Source organism: Fusibacter sp. (assembly GCF_057447755.1).
On the sequence record NZ_JBVBZF010000221.1, the window covers coordinates 1 to 5,958 of the forward strand.

Here is a 5,958-nt window from a genome sequence, read left to right on the forward strand (position 1 = left end):
GCTTTTGTGAATAGAAAATCACTGTTTGGTCCGTTGGATTTTGACTTGCTATCTCGTTGTTTTTTAAAAGTTCCTCACTTGTCGTACCATGTTCAGGATAACGTGTAATAATTATGCTCAACTTTATCTCTAAATTGGGCAGTAGTTTTTTCATATAATCTTGAATGTTTTGAACTTGCTGAATGACACCGTATTCATAATTTAAATTCGATAGCGCAGCAAAAGTATAGTCTGCAATTCTGTAGACCGCATCAGAACCGAAACTCATTTTTATTTGGGTCATAAAAGTTGTTAAAAACATTTGGATGTTTTCATTACTTAATTGTTCAACAATCTCACGATCGTTTTTTAAATGTATTGAAACCAGGCAAATATAGTCATTTTCATCAGCCTGATTAATCAATTTATTCAAGTCTTTCTCAAGAAGATAAACATTTCCAACGCCTGTTATCGTATCAAAGTACGCCATTTCAGCAATAAAATTTTCTCTTTCGTTCAAAGTTTTTTTCAATGCTTCATACTCAGAAACAATCATGTCAATTTCAGGAACATTTGTATGTTCAAATGAATACTGTGTAAAATTGTTTTTTTGAGATTGAATCTGTTGGTTCAATCTCGTAATTTTTTGCATTAAGCCCTTATAAATAAGAAAATAATATACAATCAGGACCAATATTGCCAATAATAGAATTGTCAAAACAATATACAAAATCATTTTTTTCAACATTTTTGTGAGTTTTAGATTTTCATATGTAATTGTTTTAAGTAGAACTGGATGACCAAGCCATTTGCTCTGGTCTAATTTTCTCGTTTTATAAATGGTCAAATTATTGGCTGTCTTCACTTTTATGAGTTCACCAGCCAATAAAGCGTCAACATCTATGTCCTTTTGAGCTCTATCTATGATTTGGTCATTAATAAAATTCACTGAAAATTGAGTGTCCTTATCAATATATTCCGTATTGACATTCATAAGACTTGGATATAGGCTTTCATAAACCTTCACAGAATAATGTTCAAGTATTACCTTAACTAAGTCCTGCACGATTAGAACATGTATGCCTGATGCCTCAATATACTCTTGATTAATAAGCTTAATCTTATAAGTAACTGGATCAACATAATAACCATATGTATTCGGAGATGTTTCATATGTAAGATTGTCCTTGTTTTCTTCAATGAGATCAATAAGGTAAGTCGCTTGATTTTCAGGATCTGATTTGTATACCATACCAGCAGAATCATCATAAAGTATGACATGATCAGCATCTAACGCTTCTGATAACTTATTTAATTCATATTGAGATAGGCCACCACTAGATTTTTCTTCTAAGACGATCTCCTTTTGAATTTCCCCATTTACAAGTGCTAAAATAATATCCAACCTATAAAAAACTTGATCTATATAAGCCATATCCCTATTAAATAGTGCATTTTCAATATTTGAAACAAAAAGCGATTGGCCCCATATGCAAAGAAAGCCGCCTACAGTCGTGATTAAAAATAATAGAATTATCATTCTTAAAAATGTTTTCTTCATAATACTTCTCCCAACAATGCAATCCATGCCTAAAAAAAAGGTAATGCCATTTCTTGACATTACCTTTTATACCCACTATAAATCGCTTTAATGAAATAAATAAAATCATTTTAAGATTGATTTGAATAGTGCTCCCATTTTTCATATAAATCAAAATAAGCAGCCTCATATGCTTCTTTAGTCTCATTTAGTGATTGGACTTTTTCATAGTCATCAAAATATTGAGTCATCTCATGTTCAATTGATTCGATTTCAGCCTCAAGGCGCTTCATTTCAACTTCAAGCTTCTCGATCATGAAAACATTCTTTTTCCTTGGACCAGAAACCGTCTTATTGGTACTTGTGTTTTGACTTTCACTTTCCACTTCAAGATTTTCAACATAATGTCCCCTTGTCTTAAGATTTTGAATGGGTTCATTTTGTTGGCTAGCCTGATCTAATTTTAAGGGTCTTTCCTTGGACTTACTTCTCAAGGCTTTATAGCTGTCATAATCACCTTCAATCAAATCGATTTTACACTTATTAAGCCACCAAATTTTATGGGCAAACTTATTAATAAAATGACGGTCATGTGATACAAATACCAGTGTCCCTTCATACTCCTCTATGGCATCTTCAATCCATTCTCTAGACTTTAAATCCAAGTGGTTGGTCGGTTCATCCAATATTAGGAAATTTACTGCCAGTGACATCATTTCGCAGAGCTTGAGTCTTGTTTTTTCACCACCTGATAAAGCACCAATCTTTTTAAAAACCATCTCTTGCTGAAATCTGTATTTTGCAAGGAGAGCACGTCCTTGTCCCTCAGTTAGGCTCAAGGCATCCATTATGAAGGCCAAGACCGTTAGGTTAGGGTTTTCAAAGACGATTTCCTGTGGTAAATATGCAATTTTCACACTTGGCGCAATACTGATATTCCCACTATCAAGTCCTATTTCTGCCATGATTAGCTTAAGCAAGGTTGATTTACCCGAACCATTATCACCTAAAATGGCAATTTGGTCCTTATAAAATACTTTTGTGGAAATGTTTTTAAGGATTGTCTTATCTAAAAAACGCTTCGTAACATCATTTAAGATCAACATTTCTTTGCTTCTTTGATTTATTGTCGAGAATTGATTGTTAATAACCATATCTTTCATAGGCTTATCAATCTTTGGCATACGCTCTATTCTCTTTTCAATCGCAAATGCTTGCTTGTGTAATTTGGGATTATCAGCCTGATTAGCCCATTGATGCAATCTCTTTGCAGCGGCTTCAAGCTGTTTTAATTTTTTCTGGTTTTGCTCGAATTGATTGAGTTGCTGCTCATACCGCATTTCTTTTTCAGCAGCATAGAAGGTATAGCCACCACCATATAAGTCAGCTTTGCCTTCTTTAATCTCAATGATCCGCGTTACAGTTTGATCTAGAAAATAACGATCATGAGAAATGATTAAAACGATGCCCTTAAATGTTTTTAAAAATTCCTCAAGCCACTCTATTGTCTCTAAGTCAAGATGATTTGTAGGCTCATCCAGCAAGAGCACGTTAACATCTTGGAGTAATATTTTTGCTAAGTTGACTCTGGTCTTTTCTCCACCACTGAGCTTCATATAGAATTGGTCTTGCATTTCAATAGGTATATTCAAGGTGTCACAAATCTGATCAATTCGATCTTCAATTTGATAACCATTACCATGTTCATATAAAAGCTGAAGTTTACCATACTTTTCAACCAGATAGGGATCCTCTAGCGTCTGAAGCTGAATTTCTATACTTCTCATTTCCTCTGAGATTTCAAATAATTTGTCGAATGCAGATTCAAGATAGGCTCTTACCCTTAAATTTTCATCCACTACTGGCACTTGCTCTAGTAGGCCAATTTTCGCTTCCCTTGATATGAAAATTTGACCAGACTCCCAAGGTTCAACATTTAATAACAACTTAAAAATCGTCGTTTTCCCGGCACCATTAGCACCAAGTATGCCTACTACCTCTGACTCATTTACATCAAACGTTAATTTATCCAGAACTTGATTAGCACCATAATATTTATCTATTTCATTTAATCCTATTTTTATCATTTTTAACCTCCTATAAGTTTTATGAGGTTTTAGGCATAAAAATACCCGTGTAAGGATATACACGGGTTAATATACTAACATCGTGACGTTCACTTACATAAAAACCTCAATTTTGGACAGACTTCCCCTACAGTTGTTGCAAAATATGCTGAGATATTTGCAATATAGTGTTCTAATCTATCTAATTGATTTCTGTTTTCACATAAGAACATAATAACGCCTCCAAAATAACTATATCACAAGTTAAATCACACTTCAACATGCAAAGAAAAACATCCTTAAAAACTCGTAATAGTCCCCAGTATCGTATTGGACTGTACATGAATCCAAACGCTTGACACCTGGATAATGTGAAGCCTTATTTGCCAATCCAGCATTAGAAAAGTTAATCTCAAACTTCATTTGCTCAGGTAGCTTCAAAGCACATGCTGATTTGGCGTGGCTATATTTTCTTATTGCATGGCGGCAACCTTCTTCAATTGCAATTAAAGCATCATTTGATGACATGGTTGTACAAGCATTTCCAGAGCATGATTTAACAGCAATCGTTGTGATTTCAGGAATGAGTGCTTTTGCTTCTTCACATATAGACTGGTCACCCGTGATTGCAATTACAGGGACATTATAATAAGCTGCTGTGTAAGCATTCATCATGAACTCGCTCATATACATTCCATTCATTTTAATCCATTTGATTGTAGTAGAATTCATTGTATGTGCAAGTGGACTCCCATCAGAGTATGCTCCCGAATGGTAACCGGTAAAAACTACAGCATCATAACCATTTTCAATACCCGACATCATTACAAGGGGATCACCAGTCCAAGCCCTGTGGATTAAGGTCCCATGAGGTAAATCTGAAATGTTGATATTTCTACCTGAATCATGGGCATCTTTCACCATGACACTTTCAACACCAAGCTCAAAAGCTGTTTCACAAACAACCTGTACTTCTTTGGTCATTTGCTTTTGAGACCATGCATAATCGCGATGACTTGCTTCTACCTCGTTCCAGTTCACAACGCCTGCAATGCCTTCCATATCTGCACTTATATAGATTTTCATATTAATCCTCCTCCTTAAACAAACTCAAGCAAATCTCACTTTGTAACATGACACCTAGGGCCAAACAGTCCTCGTCAATATCAAATGTATCCGTATGAAGAGCAGAAACAATATTTTTTTCTGCATTACCACAACCCAAATGATAAAAGGCACCTGGTGCATGATCTAAAAAGAACGAAAAGTCCTCCACACCAAGTGATGGCAATTTTTTTTCGAAGACATTTTTGTCGCCCAAAAGCGACTTTGCAACACGCTTTATTTTTTTCGCCACTTGGGCGTCATTTACCAAGGCCTGATAACCCTCTTTAAATGTGACACTCGCTGACCCTCCGTTTGCTGTGGCAATCGCCACCGAAATATCACTAATTTTCTGCTTTAATAAAGTTCTGATTTTTTCGTCAGTGGTCCTCATCATGCCAGACATTATGACTTCATCGCAAATGATATTGTCCTTTATGCCACCATTTATTTGAGTAATTGAAACGACGGCTTGGTCTAAAGGTGATATTTGTCGGCTCATTATACTTGAAATTGCAAGCTGTATCTGTGCCGCTATATGAATTGCATCGACACCCTTTTCAGGATAAGCACCATGAGCCGCAAGCCCTTTGACAACAATTTTCATTCCGTCAGAAGCCGCGTTCAATTTACCCTCACTGGTTTCAATTTGACCCACTTCCAAATATGGCATCACATGAAGTCCCAACACATAATCAACTTTTGGCCCTGTCATACACCCTTCATCAACCATTCTTTTGGCACCACCAACGGTCTCTTCAGCCGGTTGAAAAAATCCTTTAATAACCCCTGACCATGCGTTTTCGCATGCTTTCATATATTTTAAGGTTCCCAATAAAATAGTGGTATGCGCATCATGCCCACATGCATGCATCACACCTTCAATCTTTGATTTATAGGGGCTTTCATTAATCTCCTGTATTGGCAACGCATCAATATCAGCACGAATTCCGATGACCTTTTCAGCTAGTGTCGTTTTTGCCTTGCCTTCTAAAACGGCAACTACTCCAGTATCTGCAAACCGCTGATGGCTAATCCCCATCTCATCCAATAAAGTTTCAATCAAGTCTTGAGTATGCCATTCGCGTTCACTTAATTCTGGATTTTGATGAAGGTGTTGTCTTGTGTTACGGAGCCATAAATCATCTTGTATTATTTTCTGGTATACTTCTTTATCAAAATACATATAATCTCCCTCTTGGATCATCCTATTTAGATTTCCTTCTTCATAAATTAAAGTTATTCTAAATAATCGATCACCTTATATAC

General features: G+C 35.8%; 4 protein-coding genes. All 4 read right to left on the reverse strand.

The window, feature by feature from the left end; all coding sequences use genetic code 11:
* Positions 1-1,540 (reverse strand): GGDEF domain-containing protein (locus tag AC220I_RS16945; protein ID WP_486725048.1); only part of this gene is annotated, 1,540 nt, incomplete at its 3' end.
* 110 nt (positions 1,541-1,650) lie between these two features.
* Entirely contained in the window at positions 1,651-3,606 is a 1,956-nt protein-coding gene (abc-f, locus tag AC220I_RS16950; RefSeq protein WP_486725049.1) for a ribosomal protection-like ABC-F family protein, read from the reverse strand.
* A 255-nt stretch (positions 3,607-3,861) separates the two neighbouring features.
* On the reverse strand, positions 3,862-4,671 hold the full coding sequence (locus tag AC220I_RS16955; RefSeq protein WP_486725050.1) for a M55 family metallopeptidase: 810 nt from the start codon (positions 4,669-4,671) through the stop codon (positions 3,862-3,864).
* 1 nt (position 4,672) lies between these two features.
* Positions 4,673-5,875 carry a M20 metallopeptidase family protein gene (locus AC220I_RS16960; RefSeq protein ID WP_486725051.1) on the reverse strand — a complete coding sequence of 401 codons (1,203 nt, stop codon included), beginning with the start codon at positions 5,873-5,875 and terminating at the stop codon, positions 4,673-4,675.
* Positions 5,876-5,958: the final 83 nt, after the last annotated feature.